This is a genomic window from Cohnella baijiui (genome assembly GCF_020731285.1).
Lineage (GTDB): Bacteria > Bacillota > Bacilli > Paenibacillales > Paenibacillaceae > Cohnella.
The window spans coordinates 1-224 of record NZ_JAJFOW010000417.1 but is presented as its reverse complement, the minus strand read 5'-3'; the positions used below and the strand labels follow the sequence as shown (position 1 = coordinate 224).

Annotated in this window: 1 protein-coding gene; it reads right to left on the bottom strand. The window is 50.9% G+C overall.

All coding sequences use genetic code 11. The features are described 5' to 3' along the window. The coding region (locus LKX83_RS33185; protein ID WP_227887559.1) for a hypothetical protein at positions 1 to 224 on the bottom strand (224 nt) is incomplete at both ends.

Here is a 224-nt window from a genome sequence, read left to right as displayed (position 1 = left end):
CACCCTTCTCTTTAGCCAGTTCAAGGGAGGCGCGAATGGTTAAGAAATTAATTCGCTCATACAGACGGTCATTATACTGCACTGCCTCTTCGCTCTCCCACTTGATTCCTTCAAGCGCAAGCAGATGATGCAGGCCAAACGTACCCAGGCCAATCGCACGGTAGCGCTTGTTCGTAGCCTGCGCCTGCAGCACGTCAATGCGGTTGATATCAATTACGTTATCG